This window comes from Streptomyces sp. NPDC052064 (genome assembly GCF_055585925.1).
Window position 1 is genome coordinate 144,555 of the sequence record NZ_JBVJJE010000015.1, and the last position, 21,101, is coordinate 165,655.

The following is a 21,101-nucleotide window of genomic DNA, read 5'->3' on the forward strand; positions in this document are numbered from 1 at the left end:
ATGCCGATATCCATTAAGCGGGGTCAGTCCTCCGGCGGTGCCGGCGGGACGACCGCGACGGGGCTCGCGGCGTGCAGCAGGACGGCGTGGGTGACCGAGCCCAGCATGCGGGCGGGTGCCAGCAGGTGCCGGCGGTGGCGACCCACGACGACGAGGTCGGCGCCCGGGGAGGCAGCCACGAGGTGTCCTGCGGCGTCGCCCGCCGCCGCGACGGGCTCGACCGGGACGTCGGGGTGCCGTTCGCGGTACGGGGCGAGGAAGCCATCGGCGAGGATCCGGGTCTCGTCCTCGATGACGTTCTGGTCGACGATCGGCGGGGGCAGTTCGCCGGGCGTCATCCAGGGCTGCGCGGGCCACGGGTAGGCGGCGACCGCCTGGAGCCGGGCGCCGCTCCGGGCGGCCTCGGCGAAGGCGAACTCGAGTGTGGCCTCGTCGGGGCCGTCCACCTTCAGGCCGACGACCACGCGCCGACCGGGGCCGGCCGGAGTCTCCTGAACGTCGCGTCCCGGCCGGGGCACCACCACGACGGGGCATTCGGCGTCGCGTGCGGCCGCCATGCCGTTGGAGCCGAGCAGCAGGCTGGCGAAGCCGCCACGGCCCCGGGAGCCCAGGACCAGCAGCTGGGCGGAGGCGCCCTGTTCGGGCAGGACGGCGCTGGGCGCGCCCTCCAGGCCGAGGTACTCCGTCTCCGGCAGGCCGTCGAGGCCCTCCAGCTGGGCGCGGACCCGGTCGAGCACCGGGTCGTCCTGCGGGTCCGGCGGTCCGGCTGCGAGCACCTCGGGCTGCGCCCAGTGGGCGTACTGGCGTACGTGCACCACACGCAGGGGCGCCGAACGCCGGCGCGCCGCGTCGAGGGCCCACTCCAGTGCGCGCAGGCTGTGGTCCGAACCGTCGACCGCCGCGATGACCGGCAGGGTGCTCATGGGTTCCTCGCCTTCCGGGATACGACCGTGCCCCCGGGGCCAGCCTGGCTCAGGCGCGGGCCCCGGGAGGACGTCTCAGGTCGCGTGTCCGGAAATGCGGACGGAACACCCCTGGATCGGCCGTCGGGTCACGGCCCTCAGGGACGGTTCACTTGGTGCCGCGCTCGAGGTCGCACGGCGTGGCGTCAGGTGAGGTCGAACTCCCCTTCCCGTGCTCCCGACACGAACGCGCCCCACTCGGCGGGCGTGAAGATCAGGGAGGGGCTCTCCGGGCGGGCACTGTTCCGCATGGCGATGAAGCCTTCCACGAAGGCGATCTGGACATCGCCCAGGCCGCGGCTGCTGGACTGCCACGCTGCGTTGGTGAGGTCCAGTTCCGGCTTGTCCCAGCCCGTGAGCGGGCGCTGCTGGGTGGTGGTCTCGGCCACGTCCGTGCTCCTCCCGGTTCGTCGTCCGCGGCCAGCCTAGCGATCGCGTCCCATGGCCAACAGGGCACGTGAGGGGGACCTTTCAGGAGTCCGGGGGTTCGGCTCCCACGAGCCACATCGAGAAGAACTGCGAACCGCCGCCGTAGGCGTGTCCGAGAACCCTGCGAGCGCCGTCCACCTGGTGTTCCCCGGCCTGTCCGCGCACCTGGAGCGCCGCCTCCGCGAAGCGGATCATGCCGGAGGCACCGATGGGGTTGGTGGACAGCACGCCGCCCGACATGTTGACGGGCAGGTCCCCGTCGAGTTCGGTCACGCCCGCCTCGGTGAGCTTCCACCCCTCGCCCTCGCCGGCGAAGCCGAGGTTCTCCAGCCACATCGGCTCGTACCAGGAGAACGGGACGTAGATCTCGGCTCCGTCGATCTCGCGGCGGGGGTCGGTGACACCGGCCTGCCGGTAGACATCGGCCGCGCAGTCCTGGCCGGCCTGCGGGGAGACGAAGTCCTTGCCGGCGAAGAGGGTCGGTTCGCTGCGCATCGCGCCGCCGAGCATCCAGGCGGGTGGTCGCGGCGCCCGGGCGGCTCCGGCGCGATCGGTGAGGACCATGGCGCAGGCGCCGTCGGAGGAGGGGCAGGTCTCCGAGTAGCGGATCGGGTCCCACAGCATGGGCGAGGCCATGACCTTGTCGAGGGTGATGTCGTGCTCGTGCAGGTGGGCGTAGGGGTTCTTCAGCGCGTTGCGCCGGTCCTTGTGGGCGACGAGGGCGCCGATGGTCTCGGGCGCGCCGCTGCGTCGCATGTACGCGCGAATGTGCGGGGCGAAGAACCCGCCGGCCCCGGCGAGCAGGGGCTGCTGGAAGGGGATGGGCAGGGACAGGCCCCACATGGCGTTCGACTCGGACTGTTTTTCGAAGGCGAGGGTGAGGACGGTGCCGTGGACGCGGGCCGCGACGAGGTTCGCTGCGACGAGCGCGGTGGATCCGCCGACCGAGCCCGCCGTGTGCACCCGGAGCATCGGTTTGCCGACGGCGCCGAGCGCGTCGGCTAGGTAGAGCTCCGGCATCATGACGCCCTCGAAGAAGTCGGGCGCCTTGCCGATCACGACGGCGTCGATGTCGGCCCACGTCAGCTCTGCGTCGTCCAGAGCCCGTCGGGCCGCCTCCCGGACGAGTCCCGCGATGGACACGTCCCGGCGTGCCGCGACGTGCTTGGTCTGGCCGATGCCGACGACGGCCACGGGCTCCTTGCTCATCGGGGCTCCCCTTCGAGTACGGCGACCAGGTTCTGCTGGAGGCAGGGGCCGGACGTGGCGTGGGCAAGGGCGCGGTCGGACTCGCCACGGTGGATGCGGGCGGCGGCTTCTCCGACGCGGATGAGACCGGCGGCCATGATCGGGTTGGCGGCGAGGGCACCGCCGGAGGGGTTGACGACGACGCCGTCGTCGAGGCGGAGGGCCTTGCGCAGGACGACCTCCTGCGCGGTGAAGGGCGCGTGCAGCTCGGCGGTGTCGACGGGCCGCTCGAAGGCGCCGGCCCGCTCGGCGGCCAGGCGGGTGGAGGGCGAGTCGGTCAGGTCGCGCACGCCGAGGCCGTGTGCCTCGATGCGGTGGTCGACGCCGCGGATCCAGGCGGGGCGGGCGCACAGTTCACGGGCCCGGTCGCCCGCCGCGAGGATGACGGCGGCGGCCCCGTCACCGATGGGCGGGCAGTCGCCGGTGCGCAGGGGCCGTACCAGGTACTCCCCCTGTGCCACGGGCTCCTTGAGTTGCGCGTGCGGGTTGGCGGACGCCGCCTCACGGTCGCGGGCGGCGACGGCCGCGAGGGCGGGTTCGTCGGTGTCGCCGGCGTCGATGAGGGCCTGGGCCTGAAGGGCGGCGAGCGCCACGGAGTCGGGCCACAGGGGTGCCACGTAGTACGGGTCGAGCTGGCGGGTGAGGACGTCGCGGACCGAGCCGGGCGAGGACTTGCCGTACGAGTAGACCAGGGCGGTGTCGGCGTCAGCGGTGAGGAGTTTGGTCCAGGCCTCGTACAGGGCCCAGGCGCCGTCCATCTCGACGTGCGACTCGGAGATCGGGGGCCACGCGCCGACGCCGTCGAGAGCGAGGGTGAAGGAGAAGGCGCGGCCGGCGAGGTAGTCGCTGGAGCCGGAGCAGGTGAAGTCGATGTCGGCGGTCTTCAGGCCGGTCCGGTCGAGAACCTCGTGCAGCACCGGCATGAGCATCTCCACCTCGGAGAGCTCCTCGCTGGTGCGCCGGTGGACGGTCTGGGCGAAGGCGACGACGGCGATCCGGCGGTCCCCCCGTGCGCTCGTCACAGCAACTCCTTGTAGGTGTCGTAGTCCGCGTCCGGTTCGCCCGTCGGCCGGTAGTGGTCGGGATAGCGGGCGCCTTCCGTCCACACCGGTTCGACCCGCAGCCCCATGCGGACCTCGTCGTACGGGATGCCGCCGATCCGGCCGTGCAGGGCGAGGTCGGCGCCGTCGAGGGCGATGTGGGCGTAGACGTAGGGCACCTCGATGTCGAGATTCGCTGTATGTGAAGCCTTGATGTTGACGATGCAGAACGTGGTCACTGTGCCGCGCGGTCCCACCTCGACCTGTTCGGATGTGGCCACCCCACATGTGGGGCACGCACCCCTCGGCGGGACGTAGACCTTGCGGCAGGCGGGGCAGCGCTCGCCGACGGTCCGGCGACCGGAGAGGGCGTTGATGTAGGCGGTCTGGGCGCGGCCGGGCGAGTAGGTGTAGTCGAGGCGGGCGGCGGCGACGATGCCGGTGACCGGGTCTTCGAACTCGCCCGTGTGCCCTGCTGGTTCGGCCCGGGCGCCGTCGTACGGCTCGAAGCAGGCGATGTCCGTGATGGCGCCGGTGCGTTCCTCCGCCCAGCGGATGCGGACGCGCATGCCGGTGTGCACGGCGTCGTGGCCCGGGGCGTCGAGGGCGTGCAGCAGGGCGGTGTCGGCGCCGTCGAGGCGGACCAGGGCCCAGGCGAAGGGGGTGGTGAGGGGCTGGCCGCGGCGGGGGGCGTGGTTCCAGGCCCAGGTGGTGACCGTGCCGGTGGGGGCGACCTCGACGAGGTCGCGGATCTCCTCGGCGGTGACGGGGTCGTACTCGACGGGCGGGACGAGGGTGCGGCCGTCGACGGTGCGCACCCCGAGGACGACGCGTTCGCGCAGGCCGGTCAGGAAGGCGCTCTGGACGGGACCGAGCGAGCGGGTGAAGGGGAACTCGACGACGAGAGGGGCTTTGAGGACTTCGGGCATGCCGGAGGGCTCCTTCGGTCAAGCGCGCTTGTAGACGGGCGGTCGCTTCTCCGCGAAGGCGCGGGCGCCCTCCTTGGCGTCGGCGGTGTCGAAGACCGGCCAGCCGCGGGTGAGTTCGGCCACGAGGCCGTCGGACTCGGTCATCTCGGCGGTCTCGTAGACGGAGGCCTTGACGGCCTCGACCGCCAGCGGGCCGCAGGAGTTGATCCGTTCGGCGATCTCCAGCGCCTTCGCGAGCGCCGTGCCGTCGGGGACGACGTGTCCCACCAGGCCGATGGCGGCGGCCTCGCGGGCGCTGTAGGGGCGGCCGGTGAGGAGCATCTCCAGGGCGTGGGTGCGCGGGATCTGGCGTTGCAGCCGGACCGTGGAGCCGCCGATGGGAAACAGGCCGCGCTTCACCTCGAACAGGCCGAAGGTCGCGGACTCGCCGGCGACGCGGATGTCGGTGCCCTGGAGCATCTCGGTGCCGCCCGCGACGCAGTACCCCTCGACGGCCGCGATCACCGGCTTGCGCGGGCGGTGGTGGCGCAGCATCGCCTTCCAGTGCAGGTCGGGGTCGGCCTTGAGCCGGTCGCGGTACTCCTCGCCGGCCATGCCGTCGCCGGCGAGGGCCTTGAGGTCCATGCCCGAGCAGAACGAGCCGCCCGCGCCGGTGAACACGATCGAGCGGACCGAGTCGTCCGCGTCGGCCTCCAGCCAGCCGTCGTGGAGGCCGACGAGCATCGGCAGCGAGAGCGCGTTCCTGGCTTCGGGCCTGTTGAGCGTGAGCACCAGTGTGGCGCCTTCGCGCTGCACGGTGAGGTGTTCCGTCCCACCCATGGCCAACTCCCCTCTCGTGGAACGAGAACAGGTTGCAGTAGGGCGGGAGGCACTTCAAGGGTTTTCTGACAGTCAGTCAGATTTCTTCGCGCGAGCCCTTCACAGTTGGACCGCCCTTTGCTCTGATGACCGGCGAACCGTCCGATGCCAGGCACGTCCCGGGGTCAGGAGGAGCGGTGGAGTACAACCTTGCCGACCTGTTCGAGTCGGTCGTCGACGTGGTTCCCGACCGTGAGGCGCTGGTGTACGTCGACCATCCGGGCACGGGCGCGGAACGCCGCCTGACGTACGGCAAGCTGGACGCGGCGGCCAACCGCGTCGGCCACCATCTGCTCGACAGCGGGATACGGCCCGGGGAGCACCTCGGGCTCCACCTCTACAACGGCGTGGAGTACCTCCAGACGGTGCTGGGCTGCCTGAAGGCGAGGATTGTCCCGGTCAACGTCAACTACCGTTATGTGGAAGAGGAGTTGGCGTACCTCTACCGGGACGCTGATCTGGTGGCGCTGGTCTTCGACGCGGAGTTCACGGACCGGGTGGCGGCGGCGCGGCCCCGGGCGGAGGGGTTGCGGCATCTGGTCCGGGTGGGTGCGCCGGCGCCGAGGGCCGCCGCGGTGCCCTGTGTGGAGTTCGCACAGGTGGAGGCCGCTGGGTCACCCGAGCGCGGCTTCCCGGCCCGCTCGCCCGATGACCAGTTCGTCATCTACACCGGTGGTACGACCGGGATGCCCAAGGGTGTGATGTGGCGGCAGGAGGATCTGTTCTTCGCGGGGCTCGGCGGGGGCGCGCCGACCGGTGAACCGGTGAAGAAGCCTGAGGAGCTGGCCGAGCGGGTCGCGGCCGGCGGCGCGGGAATCACCTTCTTCCCCACGGCGCCACTGATGCACGGCACCTCCACCCTCACGGCGTTCATCGGCTTCAACTTCGGGCAACGGGTCGTGATCCACCGCAAGTTCGTGCCCGACGAGGTGCTGCGGACGGTGGAGAAGGAGAAGGTCAGCAGCATCTCACTGGTGGGGGACGCGATGCTGCGGCCGCTGATCGACGCGCTGAGCGGTCCGCTGCGGGACATCGACCGCTCGTCGCTGTTCAGCGTGTCGTCGTCCGGCGCGATCATGTCGGACACGGTGCGCCGGCAGTTCCAGGAGCTGGTGCCGAACGCCATGCTGCTGAACAACTTCGGCTCGTCGGAGTCCGGTTTCAACGGGACGGCGACCGAGGACTCGGGCCCCGAGCGGGGCTTCCGGGTCCGGGTCAACGCCCGCACGCAGGTGGTGGACCCGGCCACGTACGAACCGGTGGCGGCCGGTGAGCTGGGCCGGATCGCCCAGTGCGGACATGTGCCGCTCGGCTACTACAACGACCCGGCCAAGACCGCCGAGACGTTCTTCGAGAAGGACGGCGAGCGGTGGGTGTTGCTCGGCGACATGGCCACCGTCGACGAGGAAGGTGTGGTCACCGTTCTCGGCCGCGGCTCGCAGTGCATCAACACCGGCGGCGAGAAGGTGTACCCGGAGGAGGTCGAGCAGGCCCTCAAGTCCCACCCGGACGTCTACGACGCGTTGGTGGCCGGGGTTCCGGACCCCCAGTGGGGCCACCATGTGGCGGCCGTGGTGCAGTTGCGCGAGGGTGCGGCGCGCCCGTCGCTGGAGGACATCCAGACACACTGCCGTGACAGGCTCGCCGGTTACAAGATCCCGCGCCAGTTGGTGATCACTGAGTCGGTCCAGCGGTCGCCCAGCGGCAAGGCGGACTATCGCTGGGCGCGGGAGGTGGCCGTGGCGGCGGACGGGTGATTCTCCGGCCGGTCGATTGAACCTAAGGTGACGTGCGGACGTACTGGTGGTGGCAGGCCCGGTCACCGGGCTCTGTTTGCCATGCCTAGCAAGACCGCACGGAAGGACCACCGGGTGTCGCTCTTCACTCGCTCCCAACAGCAAACGGGCACGACCGGGAGCGGGGCGGAACCGGATGATGCCACCGGCGCGGCGGGGTCGGAGGGTGACACGGCCGGAGTGGATTCCGACAGCGACATCGCCGCGGCGGAGTCGGACGGGGACGCGGACGCGGCGGAGCGGAACGGAGGCGACGCGGTCCCTGCGGAACCGGAGGGCGACGTCGGCACGGCAAGCCCGGAAGACGACGCCGACACGACGGAACCGAACAGGGGCACGCCCCTGGCGGACGCAGACGGCGACACAGTTGCGGTGGAGTCGGACAGCGACGCAGCCCCGACGGAGCCGGACGGCGACGCCGGCAGGACGAAACCCGACAGCAGTACAGACGCGGCAGGCCCGGGGGGCGACGCCGGCACGGCAAGCCCGGACGGCGACGCCAGCACGACGGAACCAGACAGCGACACGGCCACGACAGGCACGGACGGCGACACAGCCGTGGCAGAGTCGGACAGCGACGCCGGCACGGCGGAACCGAACAGCGGCACGACCCCGGCGGACAAGGACGGCTGCACAGCCGCGGCGGACGCGGACAGTGGCACCGCCGCGACGCACCCCGACCATGCCCCTGCCGCGCGCGAAGAAGGCGACGACGCCGGCGTGCAGGAAGCAGACGTCGAGGAGGAGCCGCCTGCGGCGGCCGTCGCGGCGTCGGACCGGGACAGGCCCGGCTGGTTCGGATGGCGGCGTCGCCATCCGCGTGCGGCGCGCGGCGTCAGCGTGGGGACGACCGTGCTGGCCGGTGCGCTCGTGGTGTTCGCGCTGCTGCTGCCGAACCGGATCGAGCGGATCGAGTTCGCCTCGTTCGTCCGTATCCCCGCCGAGGGCGTGCTGCTCGCGGGTCTGCTGCTCGCGCTGCCGCCGAGGTACCGGCGGATCATGGCGGTCGTCTCGGGCGTGTTCCTCGGGCTGGTCACGGTCCTGAAGTTCGTCGACATGGGCTTCTACCAGGTGCTGGCCCGGCCCTTCGACCTGGTCCTGGACTGGATTCTCATCGAGAACGCCACGGACTTCCTGAGGGAGACGTTCGGCCGTACCGGCCAGGTGCTGTCCGTGATCGGGGTGATCGTGCTGCTCGTCGCGGTGCTGGTCCTCACGACGCTCGCCGTGGTACGGCTGACGAACCTGATGGTCCGGCACCGTCCCGTCGCCGCCCGTACGACGCTGATCCTCGGCACGGCGTGGATCACCTGTATGACTCTGGGCGTGCAGATCGGCACCGTGCCGATCGCCACCAAGGGCAACGCGGAGTTCCTCGGCAATCGCGTGGACCAGGTGCGCGCCGGTCTGAAGGACGCGCGGGTCTTCCAGAAGCAAGCTGCCGTGGACGCCTTCGCGAAGACGCCGCCGGACCAGTTGCTCACGGGGCTGCGCGGCAAGGACGTCCTGTTCACCTTCATCGAGAGCTACGGCCGGGTCGCGATCGACGACCCGGCGATGGCGAAGCAGACCGACGCCGTGCTGAAGGAGGGCACCGCTTCGCTCAAGTCGGCCGGGTTCGAGTCGCGCAGCGGCTGGTTGCAGTCGCCGGTGACCGGCGCGGGCAGCTGGCTCGCCCACTCGACCTTCCTGTCCGGTCTGTGGATCAAGAATCAGCAGCGGTACCGCAGCCTGACCACCAGCGACCGCATGACGCTGACCAACTACTTCCGCAAGACCGGTGCCTGGCGGACCGTCGGCATCGTCCCCGGCGTGCGCCGGGCCTGGCCGGAGGGGAAGTACTTCGGCCTGGACCACATCTACGACTCCGAGCACCTCGGCTACCACGGCCCGTACTTCAGCTGGACGCCCGTGCCCGACCAGTTCAGCATGGAGGCCTTCCAGCGGCTGGAGCACGGCAAGAAGGACCGTGAGCCGATCATGGCGGAGGTCATCCTGGCCTCCAGCCACAACCCCTGGTCGCCCATCGCCCGCATGATCGACTGGGAGGACCTCGGCGACGGTTCGGTGTTCCACCGGATCAAGAAGGAGGGCACCAACCCCACGGAGGTCTGGAAGGACCCGGAGAAGGTGCGCACCGAGTACCGCCGAGCCATCGAGTACTCGATCCGGAGCCTGACCGAGTGGGTCGAGCGCTACGGCGACGAGGACACGGTGCTGGTCTTCCTCGGCGACCACCAGCCGGTGCCGACGGTCACCGCCGGGGACACCGGCAAGGACGTGCCGGTCACGATCGTCGCCCGCGACAAGAAGGTGCTGGACCGGGTCGCCGACTGGGGCTGGACCGACGGCCTCAAGCCGGCCCCGGACGCGCCCCGTTGGGGCATGGACAAGTTCCGCGACCGTTTCATGACAGCGTACGGTCCGCAGGGCTGAGGAACTCCCCCACGGCTGCGAGGAACTCCTCGGGCCGTGCCTCGTGCACGAGATGCCCGGCGTCGATGGTGACGCGCCGGGCATCGGGAAGCAGCTCGGCGAGGGCGGTGATCTGATCCTGGGGGATCAGGCTGGTCGCCCCGCCACCGATCAGCAGTGTGGGCATGGTGATCCGCCCCATGTGGTCGCACCACATGGGATCCGGGGCGTTGCGCTGTTCGTCGGTGGCGAGGATCATCGCCCAGTCGTACGGCAGGTCCCCGCCGGGCCGTTCGGCGGGCGGGCGCGGCGGGTCCAGCGGGAAGGGCGCGGGTACGTCCTCCAGAACGAGCCGCCGTACGAGCCGCGGGCAGTGCTGGGCGAGCAGGCAGGCGACAGCGCCGCCGAGCGAGTGGCCCACGACATCGGTGCGGGTGACGCCGAGCGCACCGAGGAAGGCGAGCACGTCGTCGCGCATGACCTCGTAGGCGTATCCGCCGGGCCAGTCGCTGCGGCCGTGCCCGCGCAGGTCGGGGGCGTACACCCGGCGGGGCCCGGCGGCCAGCGCGGGGGCGATCTCCGCCCAGTCGGCACCGTCGGCCCCGCGGGCGTGCAGGAGTACGACGGGCGGCGCGTCCCCTGGTCCCCAGACGCGGTAGGCCAGGGTGATGCCGTTCGCCCGCACGGTGCGCGGTTCGGTGTCCATGCCGGACACCGTAGTGAGGGCTCCTCGTCAGGAGGGTCCGGCTCTGCCGAGAGCAGAAGGACGTCTCACTCCGGTCCGGAGAAGAAGGCGGCCACGCGCCGCACGAACCACTCCGGGTCGTCCAGCCACGGGTAGTGTCCCGCCCCCGGCTGCACCGCGAACTCGGCCACTGGGAACACCTCGGCCGCACGCCGGGCCAGGGCGGGACTCGGGCCGCCGTCCATCTTCCCGGCCAGGACGAGCACCGGGGCGGTGACACGGGCGAGCGCGGAGCGTGTCGCGTCCGGGTCGTAGGCGCCGTCCGCCCCGTAGCGGTCCGCCGCGTCCTCGTTGGTCTCGTCCTCCTCGCGGTCGGCGTGGGCCCGGGCGGTGTCGTCCCAACGGCCGTAGAAGAAGGGGAGGAACACGGGGTCGAAGTCACCGGTGCCGGACAGCCAGGCCTCGAACGCCGGGAACGCGTCGGCGAACCAGGGTTCCGACGCGCGCAGCCGGGCCGCGGCCAGCCGGTCCTCGGCCGTCGCGGGCAGGCCCAGCGCCCACGGGGTGGCGGTGATGAGCGCCAGCCGCCCCAGCCGGTCCGGATACCGGGCCGCGTACAGCATGGCGAGGCTGCCTCCCGCCGAGTGTGCGAGCACGTCCATCCGCTCCAGGCCCAGGTGGCGGCGCAGCGCCTCGACGTCGTCCACGAGCCGGTCGCAGCGGTACGTGGCCGGATCCGCAGGCACCTCGGACTCCCCCGTGCCGCGCAGGTCGAGGAGCGCCAACTGCCGGTGCTCGTGCAGTCCGCCCAGGTTTCCGAGGTACGCCGAGGCTCGCATGGGGCCTCCCGGAAGCACGACGAGCGGCCTGCCCTCGCCGCTCATGTGACAGGCGAGTCGGACACCGTCCGGAGCGCGGAAGATCGGCATGGCGCCGATCCTCGTCCCGAAAGGCACAGGGCCGCAACAGAGTCCTCGCCTCGGGCGCATCCATCGGCATCCGCGTCAGAAGGAGTGCATGGAGGGGAGGTCGTGCAGGCCCGCCGGAGCGCCGAGCCATGCGGCCAGTGCCACGGGGTCCGGCTGCTCGCCCCGCTGTACGGCGATGCGGGCGAAGGTGGCGCGAACCACCTCCGGACAGTGGACCAGGGCCCGTGCCGCCACGGCGTCGGCGGTGTCCAAAGACGCCGTCCCGGCGTCCCGGCGCAAGGTGAGAGCGAGCCGGGCCCAGTGTTCAGGCTGCTGAGGTTGCCGTGTCACCTGGTCGGTGGCGAGGCGGCGGGACTCGTGCCGACGGCCCTGGATGCGGGCCAAGTCGGCGGGGTCGTCGACGGTGTCCTCGTCCGGGGCGGTCGCCCACTGGCACAGCATCTTCGTGTAGTGGTTCAAGGAGGGGACGGCAGTGTCGGGCAGCAGTACGCCGGCGACCCTCCTCCTGGGTTCTTCCGCACCGGAGCGACACGCCTCGGCCAGCTGCGACACCGCGTGCGGGTCGGGGGTCACATGGTGCAGTCGCCAGCGGACGCGGTGGGCGACGGCGGCTTCCGTTGCGAGCGCGGTGATTTCCTCCGGCACGGCCGCGGGGACGGTCCACCTGGCCAAGCGGTCGCCCAGTCCGGCGATGAGCTCCCGCCCGGAACCGGTGAGACGTGCTGTCGAGGACAGGGTCTCGAAGGCGTGCCCCGTCTGTATGCGCCAGTACGCGTACTGGAACTGGGCCCGCCGCCGCAGGTGCCGGTCGCGGGCCCAGTGAGTGAGTTCCCGCCAGAAGTCGACCACCGCGAAGAAGGCGAAGACGCCGTGCAGGAATCCCGGCAGCGGGCGCGGGGTGTCGCGCCACGGCGCGTAGTAGAGCTCCCCATCGGGCCCCTCGCGCTCCGTTTCGTAGAGGTCGAGGGAGTCCAGGACGGTGTCGAGTTCCATGTGGCGGAACTCGTGGACCAGGGTGGCGGCGAGTTCCACCGCGTCGGGGGGCGTGCTGAGCACGACGCCGCCGAACGCATCGCTCGACGACACAGACGTCATCGTGCCGGCGGTCGGCTCCGCCTCCGTCCGGGGGGTGAGGGCCGTGAGGGTCACCGCGAGGGCGTCGGCCTGCCCGGGCGTGAGATCGGAGAGCAGCTTTCCCGCATCGCGGATCGTCCGCCGCCATCGGGTCAGCGCCACCGGCCCCAGCGGGTCGGGCGGCACAGGCTCGTCACTCTCGCGGTAGGGGTCCACGTCTTCCAGGACGAGGTCGAAGCCGCGCCGCCCGACGGGTGTGCGCACCCGGTGGACGGGGACCCAGCCCGGCGGGTTCGGATCGCTCCGGCTCGGCAGCCGCACCTCCACGCCCTCGCCTTTGACGACGGCCGCGCCCCCCAGGCAGACGACCTGGGCTACGGCGGTCCCGGACGCACGCAGATCGGCGGCTCCCAGGCCGGGCAGGTGGACGTGACCGGCATGCACGGGGACGGGCAGGGTGAAAAACAGTCGGGCCCGGACGCCGACCGCCGCCGCGACCGAGTGGAGACGGAGGAGGTCGGCCGGCGGTGCCCCGGCCCAGGTGCGCGGTCCGCCCGGCGGTGTGTGCAGGGCGCGTAGGGCCCGGCTCAGCCAGCGGCCCACGGACGGGTGGAGCAGCACGGCCGTCACCGCACTCGGGTCGGCCCGTTTCGCCCGCACAAGGAGCTCCCGTACGTCCGAGGCCCTGAGTGACTCGGTCTCGCCGGAGGGTGTGACCACGGCTGTCAGGTCGATGAGTTCGTCCAGAACCACCGCTCGGGCCTCGCGTTGCTGGGCTCGCATCCGTTGGGCCAGGGCGCCGTCCTCGGCGCCCGCGGCCATCGTGCGTAGATCGGCGGATGTGGGAAACGGCTGCCCGAGCGTGTCCTGGGCGAGGTCCCGTTGTGGGACACGGTCCGCGGGCACCGGTGTGTAGCTCACCGGCCGCTCGGCGGACCCTGAGTAGCTGCTCCCCGAGTAGCCACCCCCTCCGCCTCCCTCTCCGCTCCGGTTCACCCGGGGCCGGATGTACCGTCCGACGAGGCGTGCGGCGGCAGTGTGGGAGGGGCTGGCCAGGGCCTGTTCGAGGGGGAGGTTCGCCAGGTCAGGGGCGGCGGGTGCACGTACGTCCTGGTCGGCGGGGCGGATGTCGTCCATCGGTTGGCCTCCTCGAAGTGCCGCGTCATCGCCGTCGCCGTCCGTTTCCCCACCGGGGGCGACCGTGCGCTCCGCGAGTTCCGCTCGTACTCCGGCGAGGTTGCGGGCGCAGCACAGGACGTCGGGATGCTGGTCGCCCAGCCGCCGCCTGCCGGCTTCGAGGACGGCCTCGAAGTGCTCCACCGCCAGGTCCGGCCGGCCGAGCAGGTGCCAGGTCGTGGCGAGTTCGTGCCGGGCGGCGAGGGTGTCGGGGTGGTCGGAGCCCAGGTGGCGTTCGTTGAATCGCCAGATGTCGTCGAACTCGTCCCGCGCCCGCTTCAGGCATTCGGGGTCCGACTCGTGGTCGCGGATCAGCCGGGCGCGTTCGTGGCGGGCCATCGGCACGTCGGGGTGCTCGGGCCCCAGCACCGTCAGATATCCACGTACGGCGTTCTCGATGGCCTCTTCCGCTTCCCTGGCGTGACCGGCCTCGCGCAGGGCACGGGCGAGTGTCACCCAGTTGGCCAGGGTGTCCAGGTCGTTCTCACCGACGAGCTCTGTGAACTCCCGTGAGAGGCTGCGCAGTTCGGCGACGGCCTCCTCATGGCGGTCGCGCTTGTGGGCCAGGATCGCCAACTCGTGCCGGATGCGCAGAATGCCGCGCGGGTAGGTCGGGGCCTTCAGGCGCATGGCCAGGGCCACGCGTAACTCCTCCTCGGCGGATTCGTACCGTCCCAGCTCCCGCAGTACCCGGGCCCGGCCCGTCTTGGCCGACTGAAGGTAGGCGTGGCCGTCCGGCAGGGCGCGTGCGCAGGCCCGGCCCACGTCCTGGTACAACTGGTCCGCCTCGACGAGGGCGCCGGTTTGGCGTACCGCCCAGGCGCGGTGGAGGGCGGCGGCGATGGTGGCCGGGTGGTCGTCGCCGAGCAGCCGGGCCCGGAGCGAGCCGAGTGCGTCGAGTTCGGCGCTGGCTTCGCGGTACATGCCGAGGTCGGTGCGGTACTGCGCGGTCCGCACAGCGGGCTCGGTGGTCGCCACGGCCAGGTCCGGGTCCACCCGGTCGTCCTCGGGCAGCAGGGACAGGACCGCGGCACAGTGCGGGGCGATGGCCTGCCAGCGGGGCCAGTCCTTGGTGTCGAAGGGGTCGAGGGGGCCCGTGTGCCTCTCCAGCAACGCGGTGACGAGGCGCAGCAGCAGGGGCTTCTGGGCGGTGAAGTCGGCGTGGGCGCGGCAGGCGGCCCGGACCATCGGATGAATGGTGATCCAGCGCTGGGGGCGGCCCTTCGCTCCGGCGGACTCGCGGGTTGTCTCGATGGTGATCAACTGGAGTCCGGCGAGGCCCTTCACCGCCTCCTGGAGCCGCTCTTCCGTGGGTACGGTGAACAGTTCGCTTTCGGCGAGGAGTTCCGACGCGATGAGTTCCCGGTACGGAACGGGTGCCGGGCCCAGGGCCGAGAGCAACCGCAGGAGGGGGCGAGCCAGGTCGGTGCCCTGCCGGTGCAACAGGTCGAGGGAGAGCTCCCAGGTGCTGACGATCGCGCGGCGGTTGCGCTCGTCGGGGCCCAGATCCGTGTCGGGGTCGAACGCCATGTCGGCCAGACGGGAGTCGAAGCTGGCGCGGTACTCGTCGAATGTCTCGGGTGTCGAGGGCATCGGCCAGGGGTCATCCAGCGCCCGTGCCAGATAGGAGCCGGCGAGATTGAGGGCGAGGGGCAGACCTCCGAGGTGTTCGGCGAGTTCCCGGGCCTCCTCCGGCTCACCGGCACCCGGAGCGAGATCGTGGAGGACTTCGGCTCCGTCGGAACCGGAGAGGTTGCCGACGTCGACCATGTGCACCCAGTCGCCCCAGCGTTCACGGCGGGATTCCCGGCTGGTGAGCAGTACCGTCCCCCAAGGGTGCGCGGGTGGGCGCAGCCAGCCGACGCCCTCGGCCGTACGGGCCGGCTCGGCCGCCAGCACCGAGGGGTCGTCGACGTTGTCCAGGACCAGCAGCCAGGGCGTGGTGAGGGCGTTGAGGAACCTCCACAGCACGTCAGCGGGATGGGATGGTCCGGCGAAGTCGGCGACCCGGGCGCCCGCGTCGAAGGCGACCGCGCGCAACGCCAGGGAGAGGGCCTCGGCGTCCGCTGCCGACACCCACCACACTCCCGTCATGGTGGCGGCCAGCCGGTGTGCCGTCTCCAGGGCGAGGGTCGTCTTGCCGCATCCCCCCATGCCGGACAACAGCCACACACCCCGCTCGGAGCCGTCGCCGTGGGCCCGCCGGGTGATCGCGGCGGTCAGTTCGCCCACCTGCCCGTCGCGCCCGCGCAGCCGGTCCGATGCGATCCTGCGCTGCGGGACGGCCAGTGGCACGGCGGCCGGGCCGGACGCCGGCGGGGCGAACCGGCCGAGCGGTCCGCCGATCCGGTCCGCGGGTGTCATGCCGTGGACGGTCGTTTCGGTGACGTCGGGCAATTCCTCGGGCGTCAGCCTGCGGCCCAGCACATGCTCCAGGTCGACGAGTTCGCGCCTGCTCAGGGTCTCGGCCCAGCGGTCCACCCGGCATGCGGCGATCCGGCCCGGCCCGTCGCTGCGGTGGTGGCGGGAGACGACTCCCACGAGGTGGCCTTCACAGAAGACAGCCGCACCGGACATGCCTTCCCAGGAGTCTTTGCGAGGGTCCGGGTCGTCCGCCGGGGGCGAGGTCACCTTCAGGTCGAGCGTGCCCTCACCCCGGTTGGACAGTGCCGCGCAGGTGGTGTCCGCGTGCTCGGCGTCCCGGAAGAGCGAACCGTCGCTGTCGGTGCGGAGCTTGAAGCGCGGGAAGCCCAGCGCGGTGCAGCGCAGGACGACGTCCCGCTCCCCGATCCGGCCGTAGGACGCGGAGGGCGCCGCGCCCGTCACCGTCTCGCTCAGCCGGACCGGAACCACCAGCACGGCGACATCGATGCCGGTGTGCCGCCACTCCACGGCCGCCCCCACGGTCAGCACGTCCGGACGGTCTGCCTGGAATCGGATCTCGATCGACGCCGCGTCCTCGATGACGTGGGCAGCGGTGAGCACGCGCCCCGCAGAGACGAGGTAGCCCGAGCCACGTCGGCGCGCACCGCCATTCGTGGGCGTGACGATGATCTTGGCGACCCGCTGCGGCACCAGCCCACGATCGATCCGCATGCGCCCTCGATCAGCACTCGCCGGAGGCCTCGTCGCCCGCGATCATGGCGGGTCGCGGCGGGCCTCCGCCGACCGGGACGGTGGTGGGCGTGAGAGTGAGCTTGACGCGTTGCGTCTGCGCGTTCGCGTAGGTACCCCGAGTGTTCGCATCGACGACCCAGAACCGGACCTTGGCGTCGGCGCCCGCCTCGCGGGTGACGGCGACGGTCGCCTCGATCTCGACGGGGCCGGCCTCGAACCGGATGGCCTCGCCTGCGCCGTCCGCCAGGGCAGTGGTCAGCTGACTCCTCAACTCGCGGATCATGTCGGACAGTTCGATCACTATGACCCCCTCGTGCCGCGCTACCCGGATGTTACCGGCCCCGCCCCGCCCCCGAGGCTCTTCCGAAGCTCCCGCTTGAGGATCTTCCCGCTGGCGTTGCGCGGGAGGCCCTCCACGAACACCACCCGCTTCGGGGCCTTGAAGGAGGCGAGCTTCTCGCGGGCGTGGGCGATGAGTTCCGCCTCGGTGACCTCGCCGCGTGGGACGACGACGGCTGTGACGGCTTCGATCCAGCGTTCGTCGGGCAGGCCCACGACCGCCGTCTCGGCGACCTGGGGATGGGTGTACAGGGCGTCCTCGACCTGGCGTGAAGCGACCAGTACGCCACCGGAGTTGATGACGTCCTTCACCCGGTCGACGATCGTGTAGTAGCCGTGCGCGTCCCGTACCGCGAGATCGCCGGAGCGGAACCAGCCGTCGCGGAACGCCTTGGCGGTCTCCTCGGGCTTGTCCCAGTAGCCCTCGCACAGTTGCGGAGAGCGGTAGACGATCTCGCCCGGGGTGCCGTCCGGTACGTCCCTGCCGTCCTCGTCGACCACACGCGCGTCGACGAACAGCACCGGTCGGCCGCAGGAGTCCATGCGCCCCTTGTGTTCCTCGGGGGCGAGGACCGTGGCCAGGGGGCCGATCTCGCTCTGCCCGAAGCAGTTGTAGAAGGCCAGTTCCGGCAGGCGTTCCTTCAGCCGTTCCAGGACGGGGACCGGCATGATCGACGCCCCGTAGTACGCCTTGCGCAGGCCGCTCAGGTCGCGGGTGGCGAAGTCGGGGCGGTTGGACAGGGCGATCCAGACGGTGGGCGGAGCGAACAGGCTGTCCACGCGGCCCGCTTCGACCAGGTCGAAGAGCCGGTCACCGTCGGGTGCGTCGAGGATGATGTTCGTCGCCCCGACCGCGAGGTAGGGCAGCAGGAAGACGTGCATCTGCGCCGAGTGGTAGAGGGGCAGCGAGTGCGCGGGACGGTCGCCCGCACTGAGGTCGAGGGCGGTGATCGCGCTCAGGTACTCGTGCACCAGAGCCCGGTGCGTCATCACCGCGCCCTTGGGCAGGGCGGTCGTCCCGGACGTGTACAGCAGCTGCACGAGGTCCTCGGTGCGGGGCTCGGGACCGTCGTACGGGGGCGCCTCTGCCAGCCGGGCGAGGAGTGAGTCGTCGGCGTCACGCAGGGGCAACGTCCGTACGCCGTCGGGGAGTTGCCCGGCGAGGTCCGGGTCGGCGAGGACCAGGGAGCTGCCGGACTGGCCGACGATGTAGGCGAGGTCGTCGCCGGTCAGGTTCTGGTTGACGGGCACGTGCACCAAGCCCGCACGGGCACAGGCCAGGAAGGCGATCAGGTAGGCGTCGGAGTTGTGGCCGTACGCGCCCACCCGGTCGCCCGGGGACAGCCCCTGGTTGAGGAGGACGCTCGCCGCACGGGAGACGGCGGTGTCCAGTTCGTCGTATGTCCAGGTGCGGTCGCCGTACTCCACCGCGGTGCGCGCCGGAGTGCGCCGGGCGCTGCGCCGCAGGACTCCGTCGACCGTGCTGCCGTGTCCGGGCGTCGTCATGACAGTGATCCTCGGTTCACCGCCGTGCGAGGTCAAGAACCGACCGGCTCAACCCTGCCGCCGCCAGAGGCGTCCCGTGTCTTGGTACTGACGTGCGAACGCGGCACATCCGTACGCTCAAGTCTCCTTCCCCTCAATGATGTTGGAGGGCACGATGCGCAGCCGCCTGAGACGACTCGTTCTCGGGGCCACGGCCCTGTTCACGGCCGCGTCCGCGTTACCCGCGGTCGCTGCCCCGAGCCAGGGACGAGCGGAGCAACACCCGTCCCGCGACGGCCTGTCCGCCGTCATCCGCTACACCGAGTACGGCATCCCGCACATCCTCGCGAAGGACTACGCCGGCCTGGGCTTCGGTACGGGCTGGGCGCAGGCGTCCGACGAGGTCTGCACGCTCGCCGACGGGTTCGTGACCCTGCGGGGCGAGCGCTCCCGGTACTTCGGCGCCGGAGCCGCCGCCGGCGGCGCCCTCTCCGGGGCCAGGACGAATCTCGCCAGTGACCTGTACTTCCGCGGGGTCCGTGAGACCCGCACCGTGGAGAAGCTGCTCGCCGAGCCCGCGCCCGTGGGCCCGAGCCGTGAGGTCCGGGACATGATGCGCGGCTGGGCGGCCGGTTACAACGCCTGGCTGAAGCAGAAGAAGATCACGGATCCCGCCTGCGCGGGCGCCTCCTGGGTCCGTCCGGTCACCGAGCTCGACGTGGCCGCCCGTGGCCACGCCATCGCCTCGATCTCCGGCGAGGGGCGCTTCGTGGACACGATCACGGGCGCGCAGCCACCGGCCGGAGCCGGCGCCGCCTCCGGCACTCCGTCCTCCCGGCCCGCCGCCCGCACGCCGGACGCGAAGGCCGTGGCGAAGGCGGCCGACGAGCTGTGGGGCGACCCCGGCATGGGCTCCAACGCGGTCGCGTTCCGCGGCGACACCACGGCCAACGGCAGCGGTCTGCTGCTGGGCAACCCGCACTACCCGTGGCAGGGCGGGCGCCGGTTCTGGCAGTCGCAGCAGACGATCCCCGGCGAGCTGAACGTCTCCGGTGGCTCTCTGCTCGGCACACCGGCGATCTCCATGGGCTTCAACGCCCATGTGGCGTGGAGCCACACCGTCTCGACCGGCATACCGGCCAACTTCCACCAGCTGACGCTGGATCCGGCCGATCCCACGACGTACCTCGTGGACGGAAGGCCGGAGCGCATGAAGAAGCGGACCGTGACGGTCGCGGTGAAGGACGGCGCGCCGGTGACCCGCACCCAGTGGTGGACCCGCTACGGCCCGGTCGTCACCTCCCTCAGCTCCCAGGTCCCGCTGCCGTGGACGAGCACGACGGCGTACGCCCTGCACGACCCGAACGCCGCGAACCTCCGTTTCGCCGACACCTCGCTCGGCTTCGGCAAGGCGCGGAGCACGGAGGACGTCCTCGCGTCCCTCGACCGGCACCAGGGCATCCCCTGGGTGAACACGATCGCCGCCGACCGCGCGGGGCATTCCCTCTACACCCAGTCCCAGGTACTTCCGCGCATCACCGACGAGTTGGCGCAGCGCTGCTCGACGGCGCTGGGCAGGACCACGTATCCGGCGTCCGGTATCGCGATCCTCGACGGCTCGCGCGGCGACTGCGCCCTCGGCAGTGATCCCGACGCGGTGGCGCCGGGCATCTTCGGGCCGGCGAGGATGCCGACGCTCAAGGACGCGCCGTACGTGGAGAACTCCAACGGCACCGCGTGGATGACCAACGCCGACCGGCCGATCACCGGATACGAGCGGGTCTTCGGCACGGTGGAGACGCAGCTCGGCCTGCGCACGCGCGGCGGGATCGAGGACGTGGCGGCGATGGCGGACCGGGGCCGCCTGACCGTACGCGACCTGCAACGGCAGCAGTTCGCCAACCGGGTGCCCGCTGGTGATCTCACCGCGGCGGACGTGGCACGGGCGTGCGCCGCGCTGCCCGGCGGTACGGCGACGGGCAGCGACGGCGAGGCCGTCGACGTGTCGGAGGCCTGTGGGGTGCTGACGGCGTGGGACCGCACCATGGACACCGGGAGCCGGGGAGCGCTGCTGTTCGACCGGTTCTGGCGGAAGCTGGAGCAGGCGGTGCCTCCGGCCGAGTTGTGGAAGGTGCCCTTCTCGGCGGCGGACCCGGTGCGTACGCCGAACACGCTGAACACGGACGCGCCCGGCTTCGCCGTCGCCCTCGCCGACGCGGTGGCGGAACTGCGCGCCGCGGGCATCGCGCTCGACGCGCCGCTCGGCGCGCACCAGTTCGTCGTCCGCGGCGGTGAGCGCCTTCCGGTGCCCGGCGGCGCGGGCAGGCTCGGCGTGTGGAACGTGCTCGAACCGACGTGGAACGCGGCCGGGGGCGGCTACACGGAGGTGCCGTTCGGCAGCAGTCACCTCCAGGCGGTGGGATGGGACGGCAGCCGCTGCCCGGTGGCCCGCACCCTGCTGACGTACTCCCAGTCGTCGAACCCCGAGTCGCCGCACTTCGCCGACCAGACCCGGCTGTTCTCCGATGAGAAGTGGGTCACGTCGCGCTTCTGCGAGAAGGACATCCTGTCCTCGCCGAAACTGAAGGTCCTCCGGGTGCACGAGCGCCCCTGACCTGC

General features: G+C 71.6%; 14 protein-coding genes. 3 read left to right on the plus strand and 11 right to left on the minus strand.

The genetic code is table 11. The annotated features are described in order from the left end of the window. Positions 1-23: 23 nt before the first annotated feature. The 6 genes from ACZ6TU_RS34190 to ACZ6TU_RS34215 form a co-directional block, all read right to left on the minus strand. Entirely contained in the window at positions 24-923 is a 900-nt protein-coding gene (locus tag ACZ6TU_RS34190; protein ID WP_467679715.1) for a universal stress protein, read from the minus strand. A 185-nt stretch (positions 924-1,108) separates the two neighbouring features. Further along, positions 1,109-1,351: a DUF397 domain-containing protein gene (locus ACZ6TU_RS34195; protein ID WP_467679717.1), complete on the minus strand. Its 243-nt coding sequence runs from the start codon at positions 1,349-1,351 to the stop codon at positions 1,109-1,111. Positions 1,352-1,433: 82 nt separating this feature from the next. Then, on the minus strand, positions 1,434-2,600 hold the full coding sequence (locus ACZ6TU_RS34200; protein WP_469552758.1) for a thiolase domain-containing protein: 1,167 nt from the start codon (positions 2,598-2,600) through the stop codon (positions 1,434-1,436). Continuing rightward, positions 2,597-3,661, minus strand: coding sequence for a thiolase domain-containing protein (locus ACZ6TU_RS34205; protein WP_469552759.1), 1,065 nt, complete (start codon positions 3,659-3,661; stop codon positions 2,597-2,599). The genes ACZ6TU_RS34200 and ACZ6TU_RS34205 overlap by 4 nt, the downstream gene beginning before the upstream one ends. After that, the gene (locus tag ACZ6TU_RS34210) at positions 3,658-4,608 is read right to left on the minus strand and encodes a Zn-ribbon domain-containing OB-fold protein (protein ID WP_467679722.1); all 951 of its coding nucleotides are present in this window, start codon (positions 4,606-4,608) and stop codon (positions 3,658-3,660) included. The genes ACZ6TU_RS34205 and ACZ6TU_RS34210 overlap by 4 nt, the downstream gene beginning before the upstream one ends. A gap of 18 nt (positions 4,609-4,626) precedes the next feature. Then, positions 4,627-5,427 carry a crotonase/enoyl-CoA hydratase family protein gene (locus ACZ6TU_RS34215; protein WP_467679724.1) on the minus strand — a complete coding sequence of 267 codons (801 nt, stop codon included), beginning with the start codon at positions 5,425-5,427 and terminating at the stop codon, positions 4,627-4,629. A 176-nt stretch (positions 5,428-5,603) separates the two neighbouring features. On the opposite strand from ACZ6TU_RS34215, the gene ACZ6TU_RS34220 reads away from it, so the two are divergent. Continuing rightward, positions 5,604-7,223 carry an acyl-CoA synthetase gene (locus tag ACZ6TU_RS34220; RefSeq protein ID WP_469552762.1) on the plus strand — a complete coding sequence of 540 codons (1,620 nt, stop codon included), beginning with the start codon at positions 5,604-5,606 and terminating at the stop codon, positions 7,221-7,223. 759 nt (positions 7,224-7,982) lie between these two features. Further along, positions 7,983-9,698: an alkaline phosphatase family protein gene (locus ACZ6TU_RS34225; RefSeq protein WP_469552820.1), complete on the plus strand. Its 1,716-nt coding sequence runs from the start codon at positions 7,983-7,985 to the stop codon at positions 9,696-9,698. Here the strand turns inward: ACZ6TU_RS34225 and ACZ6TU_RS34230 are convergent. From ACZ6TU_RS34230 to ACZ6TU_RS34250, 5 genes are all read right to left on the minus strand, one after another. Next, positions 9,670-10,383: an alpha/beta fold hydrolase gene (locus ACZ6TU_RS34230; RefSeq protein ID WP_469552764.1), complete on the minus strand. Its 714-nt coding sequence runs from the start codon at positions 10,381-10,383 to the stop codon at positions 9,670-9,672. The genes ACZ6TU_RS34225 and ACZ6TU_RS34230 overlap by 29 nt on opposite strands. A gap of 65 nt (positions 10,384-10,448) precedes the next feature. Further along, positions 10,449-11,291, minus strand: a complete 843-nt coding sequence (locus ACZ6TU_RS34235; RefSeq protein WP_467679730.1) for an alpha/beta fold hydrolase — start codon at positions 11,289-11,291, stop codon at positions 10,449-10,451. A gap of 75 nt (positions 11,292-11,366) precedes the next feature. Continuing rightward, a complete protein-coding gene (locus ACZ6TU_RS34240; RefSeq protein WP_469552766.1) occupies positions 11,367-16,637 on the minus strand; it encodes an aKG-HExxH-type peptide beta-hydroxylase in 5,271 nt (1,756 codons plus the stop codon). A 10-nt stretch (positions 16,638-16,647) separates the two neighbouring features. After that, positions 16,648-16,959, minus strand: coding sequence for a trypco2 family protein (locus ACZ6TU_RS34245; RefSeq protein WP_467679733.1), 312 nt, complete (start codon positions 16,957-16,959; stop codon positions 16,648-16,650). Between the two features lie 20 nt (positions 16,960-16,979). Then, on the minus strand, positions 16,980-18,503 hold the full coding sequence (locus ACZ6TU_RS34250; protein ID WP_467679734.1) for an acyl-CoA synthetase: 1,524 nt from the start codon (positions 18,501-18,503) through the stop codon (positions 16,980-16,982). A gap of 154 nt (positions 18,504-18,657) precedes the next feature. Here ACZ6TU_RS34250 and ACZ6TU_RS34255 point away from each other — a divergent pair, with 154 nt between their 5' ends. Next, a complete protein-coding gene (locus ACZ6TU_RS34255; protein WP_467679736.1) occupies positions 18,658-21,096 on the plus strand; it encodes a penicillin acylase family protein in 2,439 nt (812 codons plus the stop codon). Positions 21,097-21,101 lie beyond the last annotated feature (5 nt).